This window comes from Massilia sp. Masssp93, from assembly GCF_059491295.1.
In genome coordinates this window covers 5688004-5711503 of record NZ_CP168502.1, presented here as the reverse complement: position 1 = coordinate 5711503, position 23500 = coordinate 5688004, and the positions used below count along the sequence as shown (strand labels likewise).

Sequence of the window (23500 nt, the reverse complement as noted above, 5' to 3'; positions counted from 1 at the left end):
CCCCAAAGGGTATTTCCGTTCTGTATTGCAATGTATCGTGCGCACCTACAAGGCATGCCGGACGCGGTGCGTGCGAGTAAAATGTCGGGGTTCGCAATCCGAGAGCCGCCATGTCCATCATCGAATCCCCCGACACCATCACCCTCATCCGCCCCGACGACTGGCACCTGCACCTGCGCGACGGCGCGGCCATGGCCAGCGTGCTGCCGCACAGCGCGCGCCAGTTCGCCCGCGCCATCGTCATGCCGAACCTGAAGCCGCCCGTCACGACCGCGGCGCTGGCGACCGAATACCGCGCCCGCATCCTGGCCGCGCTGCCGGCCGGCATGTCGTTCGAGCCGCTGATGACGTTGTATCTGACCGACAACACAGACCCGGACGAGATCCGCCGCGCGCGAGACACCGGCTTCATCCACGGCGTGAAACTGTACCCGGCCGGCGCGACGACGAATTCCGCCGCCGGCGTGACCGACCTGCGCAAGTGCTATAAAACGCTGGAAGTGATGCAGGAACTCGACATGCCGCTGCTGACGCACGGCGAAGTCACGGACCAGCACATCGACCTGTTCGACCGCGAAGCCGTGTTCATCGAGCGCGTGATGCGTCCGCTGCGCCGCGACTTCCCGGAACTGCCGATCGTCTTCGAGCACATCACGACGAAGGACGCGGCCGAGTACGTGGCCGAGGCCGAAGGCCCGATCGCCGCGACGATCACGGCGCACCACCTGCTGTACAACCGCAACGAGATCTTCAAGGGCGGCATCCGCCCGCACTACTACTGCCTGCCGGTCCTGAAGCGCGAGGAACACCGCCTGGCGCTGGTGACGGCGGCGACGAGCGGCGACGAGCGCTTCTTCCTCGGCACCGACTCCGCCCCGCACGCCGTGCACGCGAAGGAAGCGAGCTGCGGCTGCGCCGGCTGCTACACCGCGCTGCACGCGATGGAGCTGTACGCCACCGCCTTCGAACAGGCCGGCGCGCTGGATAAGCTGGAAGCGTTCGCGAGCCTGAACGGCCCGAACTTCTACGGCCTGCCCGTCAACGAGGGCACGATCACCTTGACGCGCGAGGCGTGGAACCTGCCGGCGACGGTGCCGATGGGCGAGCAGGAACTGGTGCCGCTGAACGCCGGCGAACAGATCGGCTGGAAGATGCTGTAACGGGATGTTCCCGGACATCGACTGGACGCGGCCGTGGTACGACACGGTCCGTCCCGCTTTCGACAGTTTGACGGACGGCCCCTTCATCGCGGCGTTCAATGCGAATGCGGCGCGGCTCGGGCTGGTCAACGACGGCGGCCAACCGCTGCGCTTCGTGCCCCAGGACGCGCTGCCGGAAGGAATGGCGTACGAAGCCTTCATCGGCGCCACGGGCTGCGTGCCCACGCGCGCGAACCTGCACGATTTCTTCAATGGCCTCGTGTGGCAGACCTTCCCGCGCATCAAGCGCGCATTGAATGCCCTGCAGGCCGCGCAGATCGCGCAGGCCGGCGTGGGCAAGTCGCGCGGGCCGGCGCGCGACGCCGCCACCATCTTCGACGAGAACGCGGCCCTGCTCGTCGTGCGTGACGGCGCCGCGGGCCGCGCGCTCGTCGACGACCTGCGCGCGCACCGCTGGCGCGACGCCTTGTTCGACAAGCGCGCCATGTTCGGGCGCGATTGCGAACTGTGGCTGTTCGGGCACGCGCTGATGGAAAAGCTCGTCGTGCCGCGCAAGGCGATCACGGCCCATGTGCGCGTCGTGCCCGCCGCCGCGGATTTTTTTGCGGTCGACCGCGCCGGGCGCCGCGACTGGATCGATGCCGCGGTGTCCAAGGCGATAGCGGCCGAGGGCTTGTCCACGGCCGGCTTCACGCCGCTGCCCGTGCTGGGCGTGCCGGGCTGGTGGCCGGACCAGGACGAAGCGTTTTATCTCGACCCAACCGTGTTCCGGCCCAGGCGGCCGGCCAGCAATGCATAAGGAGGACAGCGCCATGAACGACAAGGTACGTTGGGGCATCCTTGGCACGGGAAAGATTGCCAAGGCCTTTGCCACCGCACTCGAGGACACACCGGACGCGCAGCTCGCCGCCGTCGGCTCGCGCAACCTGGCCAGCGCCGAACAGTTCGCGCGCGAATTCGGCGGCACGGCGTACAGATCGTACGACGACCTCGTCGCGGCCGGCGACGTGGACCTCGTCTACGTCGGCACGCCGCACCCCGCACATTACGAGAACGTGCGCCTGGCGCTGGAGGCCGGCAAGGGCGTCCTGTGCGAAAAGGCCTTCACGGTCAACCGCCGCCAGGCCGAGGAACTGGTGGCGCTCGCGCGCGCGAAAAACCTGTTCCTGATGGAGGCGATGTGGACGCGCTTTTTGCCCGCGCTGGCCGAGGTGCGCCGCATCGTCGACTCGGGCGAGATCGGCACCGTGCGCCAGGTGAACGCCGACCTCGGATTCAAGGCCGACGTCGGCCCCGACCACCGCCTGTTCAATCCCGTGCTGGGCGGCGGCGCGCTGCTCGACCTGGGCATCTATCCGCTGTCGATCGCGGTGGCGCTGCTGGGCCCCGTGGAGACCGTGCTGGCCCACGCCGACTTCGGCCCGACCGGCGTCGACGAGCAGACCGGCATCCTGCTGCGCCACGGCGGCGGCGGCATGTCGATGTGCAGCTGCTCGCTGCGCGCGCGCCTGCCGAGCGAGCTGACGATCGCGGGCGAGCGCGGCCACGTGCGCATGAACACCATGTTCTACCGCACGCAGACGGTGACGGTGGTGCGCGCCGACGGCATCTCGCGCACCGTGCCCACGCCCTACGTCGGCAACGGCTACGTGCACGAGGTGGCCGAGGCGCAGCGCTGCTGGCGCGCGGGCCTCGTCGAAAGCCCGGGCATGACGCACGCCGATACGCTGGCGCTGATGGGCGTGATGGACGAGGTCCGGCGCCAGATCGGGCTGACGTACGACGCCGACCAATCGATGACAACCAAGGAGAATCCATGAAACGCGATCCCCGTTCGACCAGCCGCATGCGGCGCCTGAATGCCCGTCAGCGCAAGAAGATGCGCGTCGGCGAATTCCGCGAGCACTGCTTCGACGTCGAACTCGTGTTCCACGCCCCGATGCGCGGCGAGCCGTACCACGACTTCATCAACGACTTCTTCGGCGCGCTGGAAGAACGCGGTCTGCTCGGCGGCGGCTTCGGCGGTCGCGAGCCGTTCAGCGAAACGGAGGGCGTGGTCGCCCGCATCGAGCGCGGTTCGCCGACGGAAGACGATCGCGAGGCCGTGATCGCATGGCTGCGCGCGCGGCCGGAAGTCGTCGATGCGCGCGCCAGGGATTTCAAGGATGCCTGGCACGGCTACGATTTCTGAACTGCGCTGAAACTGTCGAGATGTAAGGATCTGTCAGCGCGGTAACCGTTTGTAAGGCGCGTCAACAGATGGGTATGCCGCTTCGTTTTAGGCTCAAGTGCAACGCAAAACGACTTGCACCGACCCCAAAACTTCTTAGGACCCTTCATCATGAAAAAGACCATCGCTACCCTGATCGCCGGCCTGTTCGCAACCGCTGCCTTCGCCCAGGCGCCGGCACCGGCCGCCAAGCCGGCAACCGCCACGCCGGCCGCGGCCAAGGTCGAAGCCAAGCAGGAGAAGCAAGCCGCCAAGGCCGACGTGAAGGAAGCCAAGGCCGATGCCAAGGCCGACGTCAAGGAAACGAAGGCTGCTGCCAAGGCCGAGGCCAAGGACACCAAGAAGGAAGCCAAGGCCGACGTCAAGCACGCGAAGGCCGAGCACAAGGCCACGAAGGTCGCGGCGAAGTAATCCGGTCCGGACGCATGAAAAAGCCCGCGCGATGCGGGCTTTTTCGTTTGCGTGCACGGCGCCACGCAGCGGTGTAAGTACGTGTCAATACAGTAACCGTTTGTAAAGTGCGTCAACAGACGGACAGAAGACCTCGTTGAAGGGATAAGTGACACACGAACGATGTGCACCTTCCCGATAAACTCCGAGGACCCTTCATCATGAAAAAAACCATCGCTACCCTGATCGCCGGCCTGTTTGTCACCGCAGCTTTCGCCCAGACGCCCGCACCCAAGCAAGCCGTGCTGGTCAACAACGCGGACCTGAAGGCAACGAAAGCCGAGACGAAGGCCATGCCGGCCGAAGCCAAGGCAGCGCAAGCCGACGCGAAGGAAGCGCACGCCGACGCGAAGACGGCCAGGACGCACGCCAAGGAAGCGAAGGCGAGCGCCAAGCATGCGAAGAGCAGGACGAAGCATGTCGCGAAGACCGACACCGTGAAGGACGACATGGCCGCCACGACGACGACGCCGGCCGCGGAAGCCGCTCCGGCAACCGCCGCCGCCCCGGCTGTCCCGGCGGCACCGGCTGCGACGTCGGTTGATGCGGCCGCGCCGGCCACTCCGGCACCGGAGGCTGCCCCGGCGCCTGCCGCGCCGGTCACCCAGTAACTCCATCGTCCGATGCCGGCGAAGCCCGCGCGATGCGGGCTTTTTTTACGCCCGTGCTCATTGTCGGGCACGTATTGCCTGCCCAACTCTCAGTGAATGCATGCGAGCGTTTCGAAGCCAGTCATGTCCCGGCGCTTGCGCCGGCATAACGGCGCCGGTGTTCGCCCGGCGAAATGCCGCGCACCCGCTTGAACGCTTTGGCAAACGCGAATTCGTCGTCGTATCCGACCCGTCCTGCCACGCGCGCCGCGCGCTCGCCTTGCTCCAGGAACCCGGCCGCGACGGCCATGCGCCAACGCGTTATATACGACAGGGGCGGCTCGCCGACGGCACTGCGGAAGCGGCGCGCGAACGGTGCGCGCGATAGCCCGACCGCGCGCGCCAATGTCTCCACGGTCCAGTTGAAAGTCGGATCGGCGTGGACCGCCTGCAACGCGGGGCCGACGACCGGATCTGCGAGCGCGCCGAACCAGCTGTCGCTCGCCCCGTCGGCCTGGATCGCGAGCCAGGTGCGCAGCGCATGAACGAACAGCAGATCGATCAGGCGATCGATGACGAGCGAAGAGCCGGGCGCCCCTTGCGCGGCTTCCGCTTCCAGCATCCGGACCGTGGCGGCCAGCGCCCCTTCGGCAATTTGCGCCGCCCGCAGATGGATCAGCCGTGGCAGGCCGTGCAGCAATGGGTAGCGGCCGTCGAGCGACAATGAATAGGAACCGCATAGCAGCGCGCATTCCGGTCCACTTCCGTCGGGCAAAGCCAACGTCTGGCCGGGGGCGATATTCGCGGCGTAGGCGTGCAGATCGATGGCTTCGCTGGCAGGGTCATCGCACAAGACGTGCGCTGTGCCATGCGGTAACAGGACCAGGTCGCCAGGCTCCAGCCGAACCGGTGCGTCATCCCCTTCGCAAAGCAGCCAGCAAACCCCGCGGGATACCACATGGAAGCCGGCCAGCCGCTCGACGTGCCCGAACCGCAAGCCCCACGGCGCCCTGACCGAAATCGAGGCCGACAGGCGCCCGCCGAGCTGGGCCGCTTCCAGCACTTGCGTTAGAGCATCAGTACATGAGTCGATACGTTTGAACATGGAATCGAGGGTTTCGTGCATTCTTTCGATCGGAATTTATTCCTATAGTGACGTCTCCTACAAAACAGATCAAGGATTTCGTCATGCACGCTTCTCCCATATTGGTAACGGGCGCCACCGGAAAAACGGGGCGCCGCCTGCTCAACCACCTTGCCCGGCGCGGCCAGGTCGCGCGGCCGGCGGGCCGCCGCGGCGATGGTGGCAATGTCGTGTTCGATTGGCACAACCCCGCGACATTCGCTCCGGCCCTAGATGGCGCCCGCGCCATCTACCTCGTGCCGCCGGCGTTCGTCGAAGATCCGTCCGACGTCGTCGCCGCGTTCCTCGCGCAGGCACGAGGCAGCGGTGTCGAATCCGTCGTCGCACTGTCCTCGATGGGCGTCGCCTTTCCGCATGAGCCGCAGGATTCCGGCCGCCGCAACGTGGAGCGGGCGGTGAGCGAATCCGGTTTGCGGTGGACGATCCTGCGCCCCACGGGGTTCGCCCAGAATTTCTCCGAAGGGTTTCTTCTTCCCGCAATCCGGCAGGCGGGGGCAGTCGCCAGCGCGACCGGCACGGGTGCGGTCGCATTCGTCGACGCCGATGACATCGCGGGCGTGGCAGTCTGCGCGCTTACCGAACCCGGGCACGTCCATGCGACCCATGTGATTACGGGGCCGCGCGCGCTCAGCTTCGGCGAAGCGGCGGATGCGATCGCGCAAGCGTCCGGCCGCGCCGTCGTACATCACGCCTTGCCGCGCGAAGGCATGGGACAACTGCTTCAACAGGCAGGCATGCCGGCCGATTACCTCGAGATGATCCTGCGCGACCAGGATGCCATCCGCGCGGGTTACGGCGCAGACGTTACCGACACCGTGGCGCGCGTTACCGGCCGGCCCGCCCGTGATTTCGACGATTTTGCGCAGGCCGCGGCGGATGTGTGGGCGGTCCGGTAAACGCGGGAAGGCCATGGCGCCGTGCCGCGGTCAGCCGACGGTCCGGCGGTCGGCTTGGGGCACGTGTCGGCGGCGTTACGTGTTTCCGAAGTCGGGGACGTTTTGCTGCCGACGGGTTGCCATCGACGTAGATCGTGATTTGGCCTTGACCGTGGCGGTGTACGGCAATTTCCGACTCATTGCGGACGGCCAGGATGCAGAGACAGGCATTCTCGGGCCAATGGTTTCCGTCACAAAGCACCAGCACCTGGATGAGCGCGCAGTGCTACATTGGCTTTTCCTTAAACATATCCGAGCAGTCTGTTGAACAAAAATATTTGCCGTAAAGTTCACTCTCTCCCTCTTCCGGATGGAAGAATATTTCGCAGTTTGCGCAAGCCCGCACCCAACTATCTTCGCCGCACTCCGAGCATTTTCCAACGTAAAGCTGATGTTCTTGTTCGTTAAACGCGTCGATAAGGTAAGCTTTTTCTCCGCACTTATGGCAATCCAATAATCGGGCTTCGTGCTCAATATCTATCGAGTCGAAACAGTTGAGGCAAACTAGATACTCGTCACCTTCCGCACCTTCCAATCCGAAAAACTCGCCCGCGACCACAGCTTGATGCTTGCACGTCAAACACGTTCGGATCTCCATATCGTGCAAGTCAGAAAGCTGATGCACGAAACTGTCGACACCTGTCCGCCATACCTTGTTCCGAGAGAGCGGCTGAGGTTTCCCGTAACTTCTTTCAAACAAGCAGTTACCGAAATCTGAATACCAGGTGCTGTGAATAAAGAAGAGTGTTCTAACGACACTCGTGGCCAGCTCGGAACTCCAATCGGTTTGCTGGGCCCGATGAAGTATGGAATTTCTTGCCTCCATCATAAAAACAAGTTCTCTCTTCACACCATAGGACCATTTTCTCTCCGCATAATAATGATTTAATATCTGCGAATGCTCGATGAATTCTTCTTGCGGAATGCCGTTTTTCTTTTTTTGAATCTCGACGACTTTGCCATTTTTCGAATAGTAGTACTTCAAGAATAATTCCAGGGCGACCTGCGCATTCACGGCGGCGAACTTCAGATATTTAGGATCATCTTCCGATCTCCCAATCAATTCCATCGCCAATTCTGCGAAATCGATAAATCCATCCTTTAATTGCATCCAGTTCGGAAGGCTCTTCATAGTGTAAGTTTGTATTTATTTTGTGGAATGGTACGTTCTTCTGAGAAGCTGCAGGAGGAAGCAAAACCCGACACACCGGTTCTAATAGAATGATATTGACTCGGTTGTGGACGTTTACCACTGTCCGTCGTTGGCCACATGCTGTGAGTCTGTGATCGGCTGCAGCAACGGCCGCTCCCGGCCGGTTACAGGTGTTCAAATGGCTCAGTGTACGGTGCGGTTTCTGTCAGGACAAGCAAGAGGTTTTATCAGGCGCACTAACTTGCTTCCAACCGGGAAAGCAACATCACGCCTGCGCTGTCGACAATGCGGTCCACGCGACCATGGCAATCGACTGTTGCGCCCAAAGCGCTCATGTACTATCATAAGTTACATGAAACGCGACAGTAAACTCTCTTCCGTCCTCCACCTGCTGCTGCACATGGCGCACAGCAAACGGCCGCTCACCTCCGAGGAACTGGCGGGTTTCTTGCAGACCAATCCGGTACTCGTGCGACGTACGCTTGCCGGGCTGCGGGAACGTGGCTATGTCGGTTCCGAAAAAGGCCATGGCGGCGGTTGGGTGATCACGGCGGACCTGCGCAACCTCACGCTGCACGACATTTATGTGAGCGTCGGTTCGCCGACGGTGTTCGCGATGGGGAATCGCGTAGAGCATCCCGAGTGCCTGGTCGAGAAAGTCGTCAACCAGTCGCTGAGCAGCGCCTTCGACGAAGCGGAAGCCTTGCTGGTCAGCCGCTTTGCCGACGTCACGCTGGCCGATCTGGCTGAGCGCTTCGATGCGCAGTACGCCCAACATGGAGAACAGCATCATGCACACGTCCCCAAACCAGGCTGATTTCGACGTTATCGTCGTCGGCGGCAGCTACGCCGGCTTGTCCGCCGCGTTGCAGCTGGCGCGTGCCCGCCGCAACGTGCTCGTCATCGATGCGGGGCGGCGGCGCAACCGCTTCGCCCAGCATTCTCATGGCTTCCTGACGCAAGACGGGAGCGAAGCGGCAGCCATCGCTACGCAGGGGCGGGCGCAATTGCAGGCCTATCCGAATGTCGCCTGGGCTAGCGACACGGCGATGTCGGCCACCGGCGACGGCGAGTATTTCGAGGTGACGCTGAGCGACGGCGGGACCGTCAGCGGACGCCGCCTGGTCCTGGCGCTGGGCGTCACCGATACGCTTCCCGGTATCGAGGGCCTTGCCGAGCGCTGGGGGCGAAGCGTATTCCACTGCCCGTATTGCCACGGCTACGAGCTCGATGAAGGCGATATCGGCGTGCTCGCCACGGGCGAGCTGTCGATGCATCACGCATTGATGTTGCCTGACTGGGGCCGCGTCACGCTCTTCCTGAACGACGCGTTCACGCCGAGCGATGCGCAGCACGAAGCGCTAGCCCGGCGCGGCGTCACGCTCGAAGCGGCGCCGGTCGCCCGGATCGACGGCGAAGCCGACGTCGTGCTGCGCGACGGGCGGCGATTGCCGATGACCGGATTGTTCGTCGTGCCGCGCACGACGGTCGCCGGCGCGCTTCCGCGGCAGCTCGGCTGCGCCATGGAGGCCGGCCCGATGGGCGAATTCGTGGCGACCGACGCAATGAAGGCGACCAATGTGCCCGGTGTGTTCTGTTGCGGCGACATGGCACGGGCGGCCGGCAGCGTGGCGCTGGCCGTCGCCGACGGGGCGATGGCCGGCGTTGCGACGCATCGTTCATTGATTGCGGAATTAAATCAGGCGGCGTAGGTCCCCCGACCTCTGCCACCTGGCTCGCGCGCCAAGGCTTGTAAGCGATTGTCAGCACGGTAAGCATTTGTAAAGCCCGTCAACACCCATCCGGCCGGCCGCGTTTCAGGAGCAAGTGACACGCAAACGACGTGCACCTGCCCCGACAAACTTCAAGGACTCTCCATCATGAAAAAGACCATCGCTACCCTGATCGCCGGCCTGTTCGCCACCGCTGCTTTCGCCCAGACCCCGGCACCTGCCGCCACGACGACGCCCGCCGCGACGCCCGCCGCCGTGAAGGCCGACGCCAAGGTCGCCGCCAGCGCCGACGTGAAGGAAGCAAAGGCCGACGCGAAGGCCGCCAAGGCCGATGCGAAGGAAGCCAAGGCCAGCGCGAAGCACGCCAAGCACAAGGCCAAGCACCACGCCGCGAAGACGGAAGCCGCCAAGGACAGCAAGGACACGACCGTTGCCGCAGCGCCCGTCGCCGCCAAATAAGCCCGCCGTTCCTGCTTCACGAAGCCCGCGCGATGCGGGCTTTTTTTTGCGTGCTTGTCGCCGGCGGATGCCGGGCTTTAGCGCGTGCCTGCCCGCGCCGCCAGTGCGCCGCCCGGGAAGCGGATGGCGTCCGCGTTGCGCGGGGGCGGAACTTTTCACGCGGTCGCGTCGCCCTGCATCGCGCGAAACAGCCCGGGACTGACGCCGAAGCGGCGCGCGAACGCTTTCGACAGCTGCCCCGGCGTCGCGTAACCCGTCTGCGCCGCGACCGTCTTCAGCGCCAGCGTCGTGCACAGCAGGTCGCGCGCGTGGTCGAGGCGCAGCGTCTCGACGAAGCGCGCCGGCGTCTCGCCCAGCGCGTCCGTGAAGCGGCGGTGGAAGGTGCGGGGGGACATGCCGGCGCGCCCGGCGAGGGCGGCCACGTCCAGCGGTTCGTCCAGGTGCGTGCGGACCCAGTCGACGAGCGCCGCGAACGGGCTGTCCGCCTTTTCCTGGGCCGCCAGCACGGCGCTGAACTGCGACTGGTAGCCGGGGCGGCGCGCATACAGGACGAGGCGGCGCGCGATCGCGTTGGCGACGGCGTCGCCCAGGTCGCGCGCGACGAGCGCCAGGCACATGTCGATGCCGGTGGTGACGCCGGCCGACGTCCACACATTGCCATCCTCGACGTAGAGCGCGTTCGCGTCGACCTCGACGCCGGGATGAGTGCGGCCGAGGATGTCCGTCGCTTCCCAGTGCGTGGCGACGCGCTTGCCGTCCAGGAGGCCGCAGGCCGCCAGCGCGAAGGCGCCCGTGCACACGGAGCCGTAGCGACGCGCGCGGGCGCAGGCGCGCCGCAGCCACGTCTGCGCGGCGGCATCCTGCGCCAGCGCGCGCAGGCCGCGCTTGCTGCCGCCGGCGACCAGCACGGTGTCCAGCGCGCCCGGCCTGACGCTGGCCAGCGGCGCCGTGACGACCGCGAGGCCGCAGTTGCTGGTCACGGGGCCGCCTTGCGGCGACAGGATGTGCAGGCGATAGAAGGCGTAACCCGCGGCGTCGTTGGCGGCGCCGAACACGGCGGCCGGGCCGGTGACGTCGAGCACCTGGACGCCGTCGAAGGCGATCAGGGCGACCGGGCGAGGTTTGGAAGACATTGGCAGGATTCGGCACAAGTTTGACATTGCTGCCAATGCTAGCCGCTTCCTAGAATGGTGTCATCCTTCATCGACGAACTGGAGCCTGCCATGAGTAATGCGCTGCACATCGGATTTCTGTTGTTCCCCCACGTGACCCAACTCGACCTGACCGGTCCCGCCCAGGTCCTCGGCCGCGTGCCTGGCGCGCAGGTGCACCTCGTGTGGAAGACGCGCGATCCGGTGCCGACCGACGTCGGCTTCACGATCAACCCGACGGCCACCTTCGCCGATTGTCCACCGCTGGACGTGCTGTGCGTGCCCGGCGGCTTCGGCATCGAGCGCCTGTTCGGCGACGGCGACACGTTGGCCTTCCTGCGCCGCCAGGGAGAACACGCGCGCTACGTCACGTCGGTGTGCAACGGCTCGCTCGTGCTGGGCGCGGCCGGCCTGCTCGCGGGCTATCGGTCCGCCTGCCACTGGATGTGGTTGCCGTTTCTGGAGCGTTTCGGCGCCGTGCCCGTGGCGGAACGCATCGTGCGCGACCGCAACCGGATCTCCGGCGGCGGCGTGACGGCAGGGATCGACTTCGGTCTCGCGCTGGCGGCCGAACTGGCCGGCGAAGACGTCGCGCGCACGATCCAGCTGGCGCTCGAATACGATCCGCAGCCGCCGTTCGCTGCCGGCTCGCCCGAGGGCGCCGGCCCGGCGCTGGTAGCACGCTACCGCGCCGCGATGGCGCCGCGGCTGGCGCAGGTCGAAGCGGCGATGGCGGCAATGGTCGAGCTGTAAGCGCTTGTCAGGCGCGTAAGCATTTGTAAATCGCGTCAACAGGGGAGCGGGGTGGGCCGTTTTCAGGCACAAGTGACACGCAAACGTGCATCACTCAAATCCAAAACTACCGAGGACCCTTCATCATGAAAAACACCATCGCTGCCCTGATCGCCGGCCTGTTCGCCACCGCCGCCTTCGCGCAAACCCCGGCCCCGGCGCCGACGACCACGCCGGATTCGGCCACGCCGCCGGCCGTCGCCAAGGCCGAAGCCACGCACGAGAAGCAGGAAGCCAAGGCGGCCACGAAGCACGTGAAGAAGGCCAAGCATCACAAGAAGGCCGCTGCCAAGGCCGAGCAGAAGGACGCAGCGAAGGATGCGGCGGCCGATTCGACGGCGCCGATGGCGGGCAAGTAAGTCATCGCACCGTCGCCCCGCGCAGGCGGGGGCCGAAGTTTGCGTGCACGGCCGCAGACATTAGGTCCCCGCCTGCGCGGGGACGACGTTTTGGTGGAGGGGACGACGTTTTGATGCGCGCGGATGGGGTTTTGGTGCGCGTGACGACGTTTTGGCTCAGACCTTGAGAAACTCTTCGCGCCCACCGAGCCAGCGCGACAGGTGCGCATCGACGATCGCCTCGAGCTCGGGCCGGTCCGACCCGAGCAGCCACGCCGCCACGTCGCGCGCCTGTTCGACGATCCACTGGTCCGTCTCCAGGTTCGCAAACCGCAGCATGGCCTGGCCCGACTGGCGCGCGCCCAGGAACTCGCCGGGACCGCGGATTTCGAGGTCGCGCCGTGCGATCTCGAAGCCGTCCGTCGTCTCGCGCATCGTCATCAGCCGCTGCTTGGCGACGGGACCCAGCGGGCTCTGATACAGCAGCAGGCAGGCGCTGGCCGCGGAGCCGCGGCCCACGCGGCCGCGCAACTGGTGCAGCTGCGACAGGCCGAAGCGCTCCGCGTGCTCGATCACCATCAGCGACGCGTTGGGCACGTCCACGCCCACCTCGATCACCGTCGTCGCCACCAGCACGTGCACGTCGCCCGCGGAAAACGCATCCATGATCACCTGCTTCTCGAGAGGCTTCATGCGCCCGTGCACGAGGCCCACGACGAGGTCGGGCAGCGCCTCCGCCAGCGTCTCGTACGTCTCGGTGGCCGTCTGCAGCTGCAGCGCTTCCGATTCCTCGATCAGCGGGCAGACCCAGTAGACCTGCCGGCCTTCCAGCGCGGCCGCGTGCACGCGCTCGATCACTTCGTCGCGCCGGTTCTGGTCGATCGCGCGCGTGACGATGGGCGTGCGGCCCGGCGGCAGCTCGTCGATGATGGACACTTCCAGGTCGGCGTAATACGTCATCGCCAGGGTGCGCGGGATCGGCGTCGCGGACATCATCAGCTGGTGCGGCACGAGGCCGTCGGAACCCTTGTTGCGCAGGGTGAGGCGCTGGCCGACGCCGAAGCGGTGCTGTTCGTCGACGAGCACGAGGCCCAGCTTCGCGAACTGCACGGTGTCCTGGATGAGGGCGTGCGTGCCGATCACGAGGTTGGCTTCTCCCGACTCCACCATCTCGCTGGCCGCTGTCTTGTCCTTCTTTTTCAGGCTGCCTGTCAGCCACGCGACCTTCACGCCCAGCGGTTCCATCCACGCGGCGATCTTGCGGAAGTGCTGCTCGGCCAGGATTTCCGTCGGCGCCATCAGCGCGGCCTGGTAGCCGCTGTCGATGGCCTGCGCGGCCGCCAGGGCCGCGACGACGGTCTTGCCGCTGCCGACGTCGCCCTGCAGCAGGCGCTGCATCGGGTAGTCCGCGCGCAGGTCGCGGCGGATCTCTTCCACGACGCGCTGCTGGGCATTGGTCAGCCTGAACGGCAGGGCTTTCAAGAACGCCTCGGACAGCGCGCCCACCGCGCCCAGGACCGGCGCCCCTTTTTCGCGCCGCGCCTCCTGCGCGCGTTTCAGCGACAGCTGCTGCGCGAGCAGCTCGTCGAATTTTACGCGCGTCCACGCGGGGTGCGAGCGCTCCGTCAGCGCGTGCTCGTCGACGTCCGGCGGCGGATAGTGCAGCAGGCGCACGGCCGGCTGGAACTCGGCCAGGTTCAGGCGCTCGCGCACGGCGCGCGGCACGGTATCGGTCCAGTCCACGCGTTTCATCGCGTCCGCGATCGCGCGCCGCAGCACCGTCTGCGACAAGCCTTCGCCGGACGGGTACACGGGCGTGAGGGAATTGGGCAGCGGCGCGCCCTCGTTGACGATCTTGTAGACCGGGTGGACCATCTCGGCGCCGAAGAAGCCGTGCCGGACTTCGCTGCGCGCACGCACGCGCGTGCCCTCGGCCAGCTGCTTCACCTGGCTGCCGTAGAAATTCATGAAGCGCAGCTGGATGTCGGACGTGTCGTCGGCGATGGTCACCAGCAGCTGACGCCGTGGTTTATAGGCGATTTCATTCTTCGTGACGACGCCCTCGACCTGCGACACGTGGCCGCCGCGCAGGCAGGCTTCGCGGATGGGCACGATCTGCGTCTCGTCCTCGTAGCGCATCGGCAGGTGCAGGACGAGGTCCATGTCGGTGCGCAGGCCGAGCTTGGCGAGCTTGCTTTCGATGCTTTTCGGTGCTGTCTTGGCTGCGGCTTTGGCCGCCGGTTTGGCATTCGTGGCTGGCATGGCGGTTCGTTGGCGCGTGTTGTCGGCTTATCAGGATTTGGGCATAACGGTTATGGCCTGCGCCCTCAGTCCGGAAACCGGGTGTAAAATAATGGGTTCGCCGCACGCTGTAGCCCATATTGTAAGGCGCCACGCCGAGTTTTTCCCAGATGAGCAAAACGTACTCCCTCTCCGATTTCGATTTCGACCTCCCGCCCGGGCGCATCGCCCAGGTGCCGCTGCCCGACCGCAGCGCGTCGCGCCTGCTGCAGCTGGACGGCGACCGCATCACCGACCGTCATTTCGCCGACATCGTCGACCAGCTCCAGGCCGGCGACACGCTCGTGATGAACAATACCCGGGTGCTGAAGGCGCGCTTCTTCGGCCAGAAGGACACGGGCGGCCAGGTCGAGGTGCTCGTCGAGCGCGTGCTGGACCCGCGCACCGTGCTCGCGCAGGTGCGCGCATCGAAGTCGCCGAAGCCCGGTTCGCGCATCCGCCTGGCCGATGCGTTCGAGGTCGGCGTCGGCGAGCGCGCCGGTGAATTCTTTACCCTGCACTTCGACGGCGACGTGTTCGACCTGATCGAAGCCCACGGCCGCCTGCCGCTGCCGCCGTACATCGAGCACGACGCCGACGACTTCGACGAGCAGCGTTACCAGACCGTCTACTCGAAAGAGCCGGGCGCCGTCGCCGCGCCGACGGCCGGCCTGCACTTCGACCAGGCGCTGCTCGACAAGGTCGCGGCCAAGGGCGTGCGCATCGCCTACGTCACGCTGCACGTGGGCGCCGGCACGTTCCAGCCGGTGCGCGTGGAAAACCTCGCGGAGCACAAGATGCACAGCGAGTGGTACACGATCCCGCAGGAGACGGTCGACGCCGTGCGCGCCGCGCGCGCCGCCGGACGCGATGTCGTCGCGGTCGGCACGACGTCGCTGCGCGCGCTGGAATCGGCGTCGCAGTCGGGCACCCTCGTCGCGGGCAGCGGCGACACCAATCTGTTCATCACCCCGGGCTACCTTTTCAAGACGGTCACCCGGATGATCACCAACTTCCATCTGCCCAAGTCGACCTTGATGATGCTCGTCTCGGCCTTTGCCGGCTACGATGAAATCCGCAAGGCCTACGCGCACGCGATCGCCAGCGAATACCGCTTCTTCAGCTATGGCGATGCGATGCTTTTGACGACGCACTCGCGCGCGGCCCCGGCAACGAACTGACATTACACATGCTCGAATTCACCCTCCTCAAGAAAGACACGAGCGGCCTCTCGCACGCCCGCCGCGGCCGTTTGAAACTGAACCACGGCACCATCGAGACGCCGATCTTCATGCCCGTCGGGACCTATGGCTCCGTCAAGGCGATGGCGCCGAACGAGCTGAAGGAAGTGGGCTCGCAGATCATCCTCGGCAATACCTTCCACCTGTGGCTGCGCCCGGGCACGGACGTCATGGACAAGTTCGGCGGCCTGCACGGCTTCATGGGCTGGGACAAGCCGATCCTGACCGACTCCGGCGGCTTCCAGGTGTTTTCGCTGGGCGCGATGCGCAAGATCACGGAAGAGGGCGTGAAGTTCGCGTCGCCGATCGACGGTTCGCGCCTGTTCCTGTCGCCGGAAATCTCGATGCAGATCCAGCGCTCGCTGAACTCCGACATCGTCATGCAGTTCGACGAGTGCACGCCGTACGAGATCGACGGCCGTCCGGCCACGGCGGAAGAGGCGGCGAAGTCGATGCGCATGTCGCTGCGCTGGGCCCAGCGCTCGATGAACGAATTCAGGCAGGGCGAGAACCCGAACGCGCTGTTCGGCATCGTCCAGGGCGGCATGTACGAGCGCCTGCGCGACGAATCGCTGGCGGGCCTGGAAGAGATCGACTTCCCGGGCCTGGCCATCGGCGGCCTGTCGGTGGGCGAGCCGAAGGAAGACATGATGCGCGTGCTGGAACACATCGGCCCGCGCCTGCCGGAAAACAAGCCGCACTACCTGATGGGCGTCGGCACGCCGGAAGACCTGGTGGAGGGCGTGGCGAACGGCGTCGACATGTTCGACTGCGTGATGCCGACCCGGAACGCCCGCAACGGCTGGCTGTTCACCCGCTTCGGCGACCTCAAGATCAAGAATGCCCGCTACAAGGACGACCAGGCGCCGCTGGACGAGACGTGTTCCTGCTACTGCTGCAAGAATTTTTCGCGCGCCTATCTGCATCACCTGCACCGGTCCAAGGAGATTTTGGGGGCGCGGCTGAATACCATCCACAACCTGCATTACTACCTGAACCTCATGCAGGAGATCCGCGATGCGATCGATGCGGATCGATTCCATGAGTTCCGGTTGACATTCAACGCGGACCGCGCGCGGGGCGTCTGATATCCCCGGCTGCGTTGTCATGGCCGTAGGGTGGGCACCCCTGTGCCCACCATGACGTCGCGTTGACGCATGCGGTTCGTGGACACGGGGTGCCCACCCTACGGTCATCGATGTTCGAGCCGCATGCGATTGGCCGGCACGGGGTGCCCGCCTCGGCAATATGCGACCCACATATCGGCGGCGATGCCGTCAAATTAAATTTCCGATAACGTCTTGCATTCGGGCATGCCAAGCCCACATGGCCGGAAACTGGCTGTTGACAGTTTGCCGGTGCTAGAATACAGCGCTTGTTTTTTCACATTCATACAATCGGAGTCCTTGTGTTCATTTCCAACGCGTACGCGCAAACCGCCGGTGCAGCCGAACCGGGTCTGATGGGTAACCTCACCACGTTCGCCCCCCTGATCCTGATGTTCGTGGTCATGTACTTCCTCATGATCCGTCCGCAGCAGAAGCGCCAGAAAGAGCTGAAATCCATGATGGAGGCGCTGGCCAAGGGCGACGAAGTGATCACCGTCGGCGGCATGCTGGGCCGCGTGACCCGTGTCACCGATACCTATGTGACGGTCGAAGTGGCAGCCGGTACCGAAGTGGTGGTGCAAAAGAACGCCGTGACTGCGCTCCTGCCCAAGGGTACGCTCAAGGCCCTGTAATCCGGCCGCGGCTTCGCGCCGCGCTTCCCGCCCGATCCTGAACGCTGGAACATCATGAATCGTTACCCCCTCTGGAAATACATACTGATCCTTGTGGCAGTGCTGCTCGGCCTGCTGTACACGGCGCCCAACTATTTCGGCGAATCGCCGGCGCTGCAGGTCACGACCGGCAAGGCGACGGTCAAGGTCAACAGCGACACGGTCACCCAGGTGGCCGAGGCCCTGAAGCGTGACGGCATCGTGTCCGACAACGTGGGCCTCGAAGGATCCGGCGACTCGAGCGCCGTCATCGCCCGTTTCGCGACGCCGGATGCCCAGTTCAAGGCCAAGGCGGCGCTGGAGCGCGATCTGAACCGCGACCCGACCGACCCCGATTACATCGTCACCGTCAACTTGGTGAAAAACACGCCGGTGTGGATGGAGAAGCTGCGCGCCAAGCCGATGAACCTCGGCCTCGACCTGCGCGGCGGCGTGCACTTCCTGTTGCAGGTGGACGCCAAGGCCACGCTGGAGACCCGCGTCAAGGGCATCCAGGCCGCGGCCCGCAGCCAGCTGCGCGACGCCAACGTGCGCCACGCCGGCATCGACCGCGTGGGCGATCGCATCGAAATCAAATTCCGCGACGCCGCCACCCGCGACCAGGCCCGCAACGTGCTGGCCCGCCAGAACGCCGACCTCGCCTTCGCCGATGCCGCCGACGGCACCGACCTCAAGCTGATCGTCACGCTCAAGCCGGAAGCGCTGCGGCGCGTCGTGGAAGAGGGCGTCCGCCAGAACATCTCGACCCTCGGCAAGCGCATCAACGAGCTGGGCGTGACGGAGCCCGTGATCCAGCAACAGGGCCGCGACCGCATCGTCGTCCAGCTGCCGGGCGTGCAGGACGTGGCCCACGCCAAGGACATCATCGGCCGCACGGCGACCCTGGAATTCCGCATGGTCGACGAATCGGTCACCCCGGGTACCGAACTGTCCGCCGCCATCCCGCTGAATTCGGAACTGTTCACGCAGGGCCAGGGCGCGCCGGCCGTGGTATCGAAGGACGTCTTCCTGACCGGTGACTACATTTCGAGCGCCACCGCCAGCTTCGACCAGAACCAGCAGCCTTCCGTCAGCCTCGACCTGAACGGCGACGGCGGCCGCAGGATGCGCGAAGCGACCCGCGAGCGCGTCGGCAAGCGCATGGCCGTGCTGCTGAAGGAAAAGGGCAAGTACACCGTGCTGTCGAACGCGACGATCCAGAGCGAGCTCGGTTCGCGCTTCCAGATCACCGGCCTGGGCACGCCCGCCAAGGCCGCCGAGCTGGCGCTGCTGCTGCGCTCCGGCGCGCTGTCGGCCCCGATGGAATTCGTCGAGGAACGCGTCGTCGGCCCGCAGCTGGGCGCCGAGAACATCGCCAAGGGCCTGCATTCGACCCTGTGGGGCTTCGTGGCGATCGCGATCTTCATGGTCATCTACTACCAGCTGTTTGGCTTTTTCAGCGTCGTGGCGCTGGCCTGTAACCTGCTGTTCCTGCTGGCCCTGCTGTCGATGCTGCAGGCGACCCTGACCCTGCCGGGTATTGCCGCAATCGCGCTGGCGCTCGGTATGGCGATCGACGCCAACGTGCTGATCAACGAGCGCATCCGCGAGGAACTGCGTGCGGGTAACACGCCGCAGGCGGCGATCTCGGCCGGTTTCAGCCATGCGTGGGCGACCATCCTCGACTCGAACGTCACGACCCTCATCGTCGGCCTGGCGCTGCTGGTGTTCGGCTCGGGCGCCGTGCGCGGCTTCGCCGTCGTGCACTGCCTCGGCATCCTGACGTCGATGTTCTCGGCCGTGTTCCTGTCGCGCGGCGTCGTGAACCTGTGGTACGGCCGCAAGAAGAAGCTCGGCAGGATCGCCATCGGCACCGTGTGGAACAGCGGCGCCGTCGGCGCCGGCGCCAAGCCGGCCGTCAAGAAATAAGGAGCGGGTAGAACATGGAATTTTTCAAGATTAAACGGGACATCCCGTTCATGCGCCACGCGTTGATCTTCAACGTGATCTCGGCGCTGACCTTCGTCGCCGCGGTGTTCTTCCTCGCGACGCGGGGCCTGCACTTCTCGGTCGAGTTCACGGGCGGTTCCACGATGGAGCTGCGCTACTCCCACGCGGCCGACCAGGAAAAGATCCGCCACAGCCTGGAAAAACTGGGCTATGAACAGCCCGAGGTGACCAGCTTCGGCACGGCCAGCGACGTCATGCTGCGCCTGCCGGTGCGCAAGGGCACCACCGGCGTGGCCGCCTCGTCGACCGTGTTCGAAGCGCTGTGCACGGCGGAAAACGGTACGCCGAAGCAGGTGCAGCAGACCACCGACAAGGGCGAAAACGTCACCCGGACCAGCTGCGTCAACGCGGCCGGCACCGAGCTGGTGACCCTGCAGCGCGTCGATTCCGTTGGCGCGCAGGTCGGCGACGAGCTGGCGCAGAACGGCCTGAACGCGCTGGTCATGGTCGTGATCGGCGTGATGATCTACCTGGCCGTGCGCTTCGAATGGAAATTCGCGGTGGCGGCGATCATCGCCAACCTGCACGACGTCGTGATCATTCTGGGCTTCTTCGCCTTCTTCCAGTGGGAATTCTCGCTGACCGTGCTGGCCGCCGTGCTGGCCGTGCTGGGTTACTCGGTCAACGAATCGGTCGTGATCTTCGACCGGATCCGCGAGACCTTCCGCAAGGAGCGCAAGCTGGCCGTGACCGAAGTCATCGACCACGCGATCACGAGCACCATCTCGCGTACGATCATCACCCACGGTTGTACCGAGATGATGGTCCTGTCGATGCTGTTCTTCGGCGGCCAGACGCTGCACTACTTCGCGGTCGCGCTGACCATCGGTATCCTGTTCGGTATCTACTCGTCCGTGTTCGTGGCGGCCGCCATTGCCATGTGGCTGGGCGTCAAGCGCGAAGACTTGATCAAGCCGATCAAGGCGAAGGACGAAACGGACGGCGCCGTCGTGTAATCGCGATCGTTCCCCCGATAAAGCCGCCCGGCCTGGCCGTGGCGGCTTTTGTTTTTATGGGGCGGATCAATACGGCATCGCATTGATATAAAAGATTTTTCTTTGTGTGAAGCAGCGCACAGAGCGTTCACTTAAGGCTGCCTTACTATGGACTCGTCTCTTTCAGGACATCCCTAGTTTTGGACTTCACCCGCTCCCGCAAGGAGCGGGTTTTTTTTTGTCTTTCGCCCAGCCTGCATAGGATTTTTTACAGATGAGTAGGAAGATTTAACAAAATGTGAGTCACCGCACAGAGGACAAGGGTGGCGGGAACTAAGATGGACTCGTCTCTTTCAGGACATCCCTAGTTTTGGACTTGGCCCGCTCTTCGGAGCGGGCGTTTTTTTGGGCTGTGTTCGCGATATTTAGGTAACCGAGCGCAGCCGCCCTAGCCGAGCCGGGCCGCAGCGCACAGCAGGTGCGCGGGCGTCGTCAGCCGCCGCGCATCCAGCAGCCGTTGCCAGCCCGAATAATTGATGAGGTAGCGGCTTGCGACGCCGCGGAAGCGCACCAGCCAGCTCTTGAAGCGGCTGTGCCAGCTGTTCACGTTCTGGATATGGATCGCGCCGCGCGCCCGCACGCCGGCCTTCACGTTCACGGCCTCGTGCGTGATCTGCGCTTGCACGGCGAAACGACGATACGCCGCGGCCCCGTCGCTGATCAGCAACACGTCGGCCGGCAATACCGGCTTGAGGCACGCATGCAATTGCGCGGCCGTCACTTGTCCTCGGCCCGTGTGAAAGTCCAGCGTCTGCCCGTTGCGGTCGCACGCGACGAGGAGGCAGTCGTATTCGCGATTGATCCCGCGTCGCCAGGCCACGCCGCCGCGCTTTCTCGGCGGTCGTGTCAGGTTGCGCGAACCCTTCTGAGATTCGAGGCGATAGGTTTCGTCCGCCTCGACGATGGCCGCCAATATCGGAGGACGGTCGCGCATCGCGCCGGGCACGAACCGGTGGCGCCACCTGAAACTGGTCGTCCGGTGCACGCCGGTCACACGCGCGGCGTCGCGCACCGTGCGCGATTCGAGGATGGATTGTAGGAACGGTAGCCAGCACTCTTTCTTGCGAAGACGAGCGAGCGGCGTGCCGGTCAGGGCGTTATAGCTGCGTCCGCAGGCGAGGCACCGAAAACGTTGCAGGCCGCTCGCCTGGCCGCAGCGGTGTACGCGACCACAACCGCAGCGCGGACACGGCCGGCCTCTGGCGGCCTGTTCGATCAGGGCGATACATTCGGCCGGATGCGCGAGGCCCGCGATCCATTCGCGCAGCCGGACCAGGTCGGCAGCCGAGAGCTGCGCCGCCGACAACAGGCTGAGCACTTCGTCGAAGGGTAGGCCGCGCATCGTCACTCCTCATGAGTTAACTCGACGATGCGTATGACATCTGCAACCAGATTCAGTTCACATAACGAACGCGAACACAGCCAAAAAAAACGTCGCCCCTGCTTGCGCAAAGACGACGTCCGGTGCAGCAGACCCGTTGCCGGGTCCGGGGAGGGGAATCAGAAACCGTATTTCAGGCCGACGGTGTACACGTCAGCCTTGGCGCCGAACGCCTTGTCCTTGCCATAGCGCTCGTACTCGGCATTCACGGCAAGCTTTTCGTTCAGCTTGTATTCGACGCCGACGCCGCCATACAGGCCGGTGTCGTAGTCATTGACGTGCGTGCCCAGGCCGTTGTCGAACTTGCGCTCGTTGTAGGCCACGCCCAGCTTGCCGTAGCCGGAAAAGCGGTCGCCGAGCGGCACGGTGTACTTGCCGGCGACATAGGTGCCGGAACCCTTGACGTTGCCGGCGCCATTGTTTTCCTTGCCGAAGTCGGTGTAGCCGGCTTCCACGCCCCAGTTCTGGTCGACCTGGTAGCCGCCATAGACCTTGGCGCCGGTCTTGTAGCTGTCCGTGGTCTGGTTGTCGGCCGTGGCCGCGCCCACGCCGATGTAGGCGTGCGGCGTCGTAGTCTGGGCCTCGGCGGCGCCGGCGACGGCGGAAGTGGCGAGCAATGCGAGCAGCAGTTTCTTCATGGTTCACTCCTTAGTGTTCTCGGGCTCGCGATTCGTCGTGAATCGCAATATGGCCAAGATAGCACCGTGTTTCCCTAAGAGAAGTTCTCAATCGGTAAGGAGTGTAACAAGATGAAAGTAAGTGACTGAAAAGTCACATATGTACGAAGCGACGCCGGCCGCGCAAGGGCGGCCGGCCGGGGAACAGGTAAAAGAGGGATTCAGGCCAGCGCGGCCGTCAGGCTTTTCACTTCATCCTCCGATTCCTGGAGGATGGCCGTCAAGGTGCCTTCGCCCACGGCGAAGTCGATGGTGGCGCCGACCTGCACGCCGGGAACGCCCGGATCGCGTTCCAGCAGGGGCGACGGGACGGGCGCCAGGTCGTTCGCCAGCAGCAGCGTGTCGCCCAGGGTTTCCGGCGGCAGGGCGCGCATGCCGTTCCACAGCGCTTCGATGGCACCCATCACGGGTGCCGGCACGCCCAGTTTGAGCAGGACGCCGCGCCCGATGGCCGTCTCGCCATGCTCGATCCACTCGTCGGCGCCGCCGTCCAGCAGGCCCGGGAATTCGGGCGCGCGCGACAGCAGATAAAAGCCGCCGACCTCGTGCACGATGCCGGCGAACATTGCCGTTTCCGGATCGACGAACGAGACGCGCCGCGCGATCACCTGCGACAGCGCGGCCACGTGGGTCGAGTGCAGCCACAGCTGGTCGGCCTTGGCGCGCAGCGCCGGGTCGTGGATTTCGCTGGCCAGCTGGCGCACGATGACGGCCGCGGCCAGCGCGCCCAGCGTGCGGAAGCCCACGCGCGCCACGGCTGCCTTGACGTTGGTGACGTCGTTGCCGAAGCGGTTATAGGCGGCCGAGTTGGCGATGGCGACGGTGCGCGCGGCCAGCAGCGGCTCCGTCTGCACGAGGCGCGCCGCTTCGTCGATGTGACACGCCGGATCGGCCAGCGCGCGTTGCAGCTTCAGCGTCGCGTCGACATGGGTCGGGAAGTGGAGGTCGCCGCGCCCGGCTTGCGCGGCAATGCTCTTGAGGGCGTCGATTCTGTCCATGGGAAAAAATTATACCCCCGGGCA

Annotated in this window: 24 protein-coding genes; 17 read left to right on the top strand and 7 right to left on the bottom strand. The window is 65.1% G+C overall.

Annotation, left to right across the window (positions count from 1 at the left end; translation table 11 throughout):
* Nucleotides 1-110: 110 nt before the first annotated feature.
* The 6 genes from pyrC (at nt 111) to ACEN9Q_RS23750 (ending at nt 4451) form a co-directional block, all read left to right on the top strand.
* A complete protein-coding gene (pyrC, locus tag ACEN9Q_RS23775) occupies nt 111-1160 on the top strand; it encodes a dihydroorotase (protein ID WP_056448396.1) in 1050 nt (349 codons plus the stop codon).
* Between the two features lie 4 nt (nt 1161-1164).
* On the top strand, nt 1165-1959 hold the full coding sequence (locus ACEN9Q_RS23770) for a DUF3025 domain-containing protein (RefSeq protein ID WP_495626259.1): 795 nt from the start codon (nt 1165-1167) through the stop codon (nt 1957-1959).
* A gap of 13 nt (nt 1960-1972) precedes the next feature.
* Complete coding sequence (locus ACEN9Q_RS23765; RefSeq protein ID WP_495626258.1) at nt 1973-2980, top strand: Gfo/Idh/MocA family protein; 1008 nt, start codon at nt 1973-1975, stop codon at nt 2978-2980.
* Complete coding sequence (locus tag ACEN9Q_RS23760) at nt 2977-3351, top strand: 50S ribosome-binding protein YggL (protein ID WP_056448387.1); 375 nt, start codon at nt 2977-2979, stop codon at nt 3349-3351. Before ACEN9Q_RS23765 ends, ACEN9Q_RS23760 begins: the two co-directional genes overlap by 4 nt.
* Nucleotides 3352-3501: 150 nt before the next feature.
* On the top strand, nt 3502-3801 hold the full coding sequence (locus ACEN9Q_RS23755; RefSeq protein ID WP_495626257.1) for a hypothetical protein: 300 nt from the start codon (nt 3502-3504) through the stop codon (nt 3799-3801).
* Between the two features lie 200 nt (nt 3802-4001).
* Nucleotides 4002-4451 carry a hypothetical protein gene (locus ACEN9Q_RS23750; RefSeq protein WP_495626256.1) on the top strand — a complete coding sequence of 150 codons (450 nt, stop codon included), beginning with the start codon at nt 4002-4004 and terminating at the stop codon, nt 4449-4451.
* Nucleotides 4452-4572: 121 nt separating this feature from the next.
* On the opposite strand, the gene ACEN9Q_RS23745 is transcribed toward ACEN9Q_RS23750, so the two are convergent.
* Entirely contained in the window at nt 4573-5556 is a 984-nt protein-coding gene (locus ACEN9Q_RS23745) for an AraC family transcriptional regulator (protein WP_495626255.1), read from the bottom strand.
* 62 nt (nt 5557-5618) lie between these two features.
* On the opposite strand from ACEN9Q_RS23745, the gene ACEN9Q_RS23740 reads away from it, so the two are divergent.
* A complete protein-coding gene (locus ACEN9Q_RS23740) occupies nt 5619-6470 on the top strand; it encodes an NAD(P)H-binding protein (RefSeq protein WP_495626254.1) in 852 nt (283 codons plus the stop codon).
* Between the two features lie 265 nt (nt 6471-6735).
* On the opposite strand, the gene ACEN9Q_RS23735 is transcribed toward ACEN9Q_RS23740, so the two are convergent.
* Complete coding sequence (locus tag ACEN9Q_RS23735; RefSeq protein WP_495626253.1) at nt 6736-7641, bottom strand: hypothetical protein; 906 nt, start codon at nt 7639-7641, stop codon at nt 6736-6738.
* 373 nt (nt 7642-8014) lie between these two features.
* Between ACEN9Q_RS23735 and ACEN9Q_RS23730 the strand changes: the two genes are divergently transcribed.
* The 3 genes from ACEN9Q_RS23730 (at nt 8015) to ACEN9Q_RS23720 (ending at nt 9854) form a co-directional block, all read left to right on the top strand.
* Nucleotides 8015-8479 (top strand): RrF2 family transcriptional regulator, encoded by a 465-nt coding sequence (locus ACEN9Q_RS23730; RefSeq protein WP_495626252.1) that lies wholly within the window; start codon nt 8015-8017, stop codon nt 8477-8479.
* Nucleotides 8439-9374, top strand: a complete 936-nt coding sequence (locus ACEN9Q_RS23725) for an NAD(P)/FAD-dependent oxidoreductase (RefSeq protein WP_495626251.1) — start codon at nt 8439-8441, stop codon at nt 9372-9374. Before ACEN9Q_RS23730 ends, ACEN9Q_RS23725 begins: the two co-directional genes overlap by 41 nt.
* Before the next feature lie 168 nt (nt 9375-9542).
* Nucleotides 9543-9854 (top strand): hypothetical protein, encoded by a 312-nt coding sequence (locus ACEN9Q_RS23720; protein ID WP_056448369.1) that lies wholly within the window; start codon nt 9543-9545, stop codon nt 9852-9854.
* Nucleotides 9855-10009: 155 nt separating this feature from the next.
* Here ACEN9Q_RS23720 and ACEN9Q_RS23715 read toward each other — a convergent pair whose 3' ends face one another.
* Nucleotides 10010-10987, bottom strand: coding sequence for a GlxA family transcriptional regulator (locus ACEN9Q_RS23715; RefSeq protein WP_495626250.1), 978 nt, complete (start codon nt 10985-10987; stop codon nt 10010-10012).
* Nucleotides 10988-11077: 90 nt separating this feature from the next.
* Between ACEN9Q_RS23715 and ACEN9Q_RS23710 the strand changes: the two genes are divergently transcribed.
* A complete protein-coding gene (locus tag ACEN9Q_RS23710) occupies nt 11078-11758 on the top strand; it encodes a DJ-1/PfpI family protein (RefSeq protein WP_495626249.1) in 681 nt (226 codons plus the stop codon).
* 125 nt (nt 11759-11883) lie between these two features.
* Nucleotides 11884-12156 carry a hypothetical protein gene (locus ACEN9Q_RS23705; protein WP_056448362.1) on the top strand — a complete coding sequence of 91 codons (273 nt, stop codon included), beginning with the start codon at nt 11884-11886 and terminating at the stop codon, nt 12154-12156.
* Between the two features lie 156 nt (nt 12157-12312).
* Here ACEN9Q_RS23705 and recG read toward each other — a convergent pair whose 3' ends face one another.
* The gene (gene recG, locus ACEN9Q_RS23700) at nt 12313-14397 is read right to left on the bottom strand and encodes an ATP-dependent DNA helicase RecG (protein ID WP_495626248.1); all 2085 of its coding nucleotides are present in this window, start codon (nt 14395-14397) and stop codon (nt 12313-12315) included.
* A gap of 149 nt (nt 14398-14546) precedes the next feature.
* On the opposite strand from recG, the gene queA reads away from it, so the two are divergent.
* From queA to secF, 5 genes are all read left to right on the top strand, one after another.
* On the top strand, nt 14547-15596 hold the full coding sequence (gene queA, locus ACEN9Q_RS23695) for a tRNA preQ1(34) S-adenosylmethionine ribosyltransferase-isomerase QueA (RefSeq protein ID WP_495626247.1): 1050 nt from the start codon (nt 14547-14549) through the stop codon (nt 15594-15596).
* A gap of 8 nt (nt 15597-15604) precedes the next feature.
* Nucleotides 15605-16744, top strand: coding sequence for a tRNA guanosine(34) transglycosylase Tgt (gene tgt, locus ACEN9Q_RS23690; RefSeq protein WP_495626246.1), 1140 nt, complete (start codon nt 15605-15607; stop codon nt 16742-16744).
* Nucleotides 16745-17118: 374 nt separating this feature from the next.
* Nucleotides 17119-17397 (top strand): preprotein translocase subunit YajC, encoded by a 279-nt coding sequence (gene yajC, locus ACEN9Q_RS23685; protein ID WP_495626245.1) that lies wholly within the window; start codon nt 17119-17121, stop codon nt 17395-17397.
* Between the two features lie 54 nt (nt 17398-17451).
* Nucleotides 17452-19344 carry a protein translocase subunit SecD gene (secD, locus tag ACEN9Q_RS23680; RefSeq protein ID WP_495626244.1) on the top strand — a complete coding sequence of 631 codons (1893 nt, stop codon included), beginning with the start codon at nt 17452-17454 and terminating at the stop codon, nt 19342-19344.
* Nucleotides 19345-19358: 14 nt separating this feature from the next.
* Nucleotides 19359-20381, top strand: a complete 1023-nt coding sequence (gene secF / locus ACEN9Q_RS23675; protein ID WP_495626243.1) for a protein translocase subunit SecF — start codon at nt 19359-19361, stop codon at nt 20379-20381.
* Between the two features lie 427 nt (nt 20382-20808).
* Here the strand turns inward: secF and ACEN9Q_RS23670 are convergent, their stop codons facing one another.
* The 3 genes from ACEN9Q_RS23670 to ACEN9Q_RS23660 all read right to left on the bottom strand — a co-directional run bounded on the left by ACEN9Q_RS23670 (nt 20809) and on the right by ACEN9Q_RS23660 (nt 23476).
* Nucleotides 20809-21762, bottom strand: coding sequence for an IS1595 family transposase (locus ACEN9Q_RS23670; protein ID WP_495626242.1), 954 nt, complete (start codon nt 21760-21762; stop codon nt 20809-20811).
* 158 nt (nt 21763-21920) lie between these two features.
* On the bottom strand, nt 21921-22439 hold the full coding sequence (locus ACEN9Q_RS23665) for a porin family protein (RefSeq protein WP_495626241.1): 519 nt from the start codon (nt 22437-22439) through the stop codon (nt 21921-21923).
* A 200-nt stretch (nt 22440-22639) separates the two neighbouring features.
* The gene (locus ACEN9Q_RS23660) at nt 22640-23476 is read right to left on the bottom strand and encodes an HDOD domain-containing protein (protein ID WP_495626240.1); all 837 of its coding nucleotides are present in this window, start codon (nt 23474-23476) and stop codon (nt 22640-22642) included.
* Nucleotides 23477-23500: the final 24 nt, after the last annotated feature.